At 42.4% G+C, this 304-nt stretch carries 1 protein-coding gene; it reads left to right on the top strand.

Annotation, left to right across the window (positions count from 1 at the left end):
• Nucleotides 1–304 (top strand): transposase (locus tag I6E38_RS15185; RefSeq protein ID WP_235394751.1); only part of this gene is annotated, 304 nt, incomplete at both ends.

Genomic DNA, 304 nt, shown 5'->3' with positions numbered 1-304 from the left:
CATTTGCTTCTGCCAATCAGAATCGTGACTACCGTATCTTTGAAGACTTTGCTTTCTATATTATGGAGCAGGCAAGAAAGAAACGTGTAACAGATATCTTCAAGTTGCAAGGCAATGTGTATGCTTTCGACTCAACGACCATTCCTTTGTGTTTGTCTGTCTTCTGGTGGGCAAAGTTCCGTAAGAAGAAGGGAGGAGTAAAAGCACATGTGCTATACGACCTCGAATCTCAGGTCCCAGCTTTCTTCCACATCTCTACAGCATCAGTTTACGACTCAAAGGCAATGAAGGAAATTCCTTATGA

This window comes from Leyella stercorea (genome assembly GCF_021531355.1).
Lineage (GTDB): Bacteria > Bacteroidota > Bacteroidia > Bacteroidales > Bacteroidaceae > Prevotella.
Note: the sequence above shows the minus strand (reverse complement) of the source record. Positions and strands in the feature narration are given on the sequence as shown.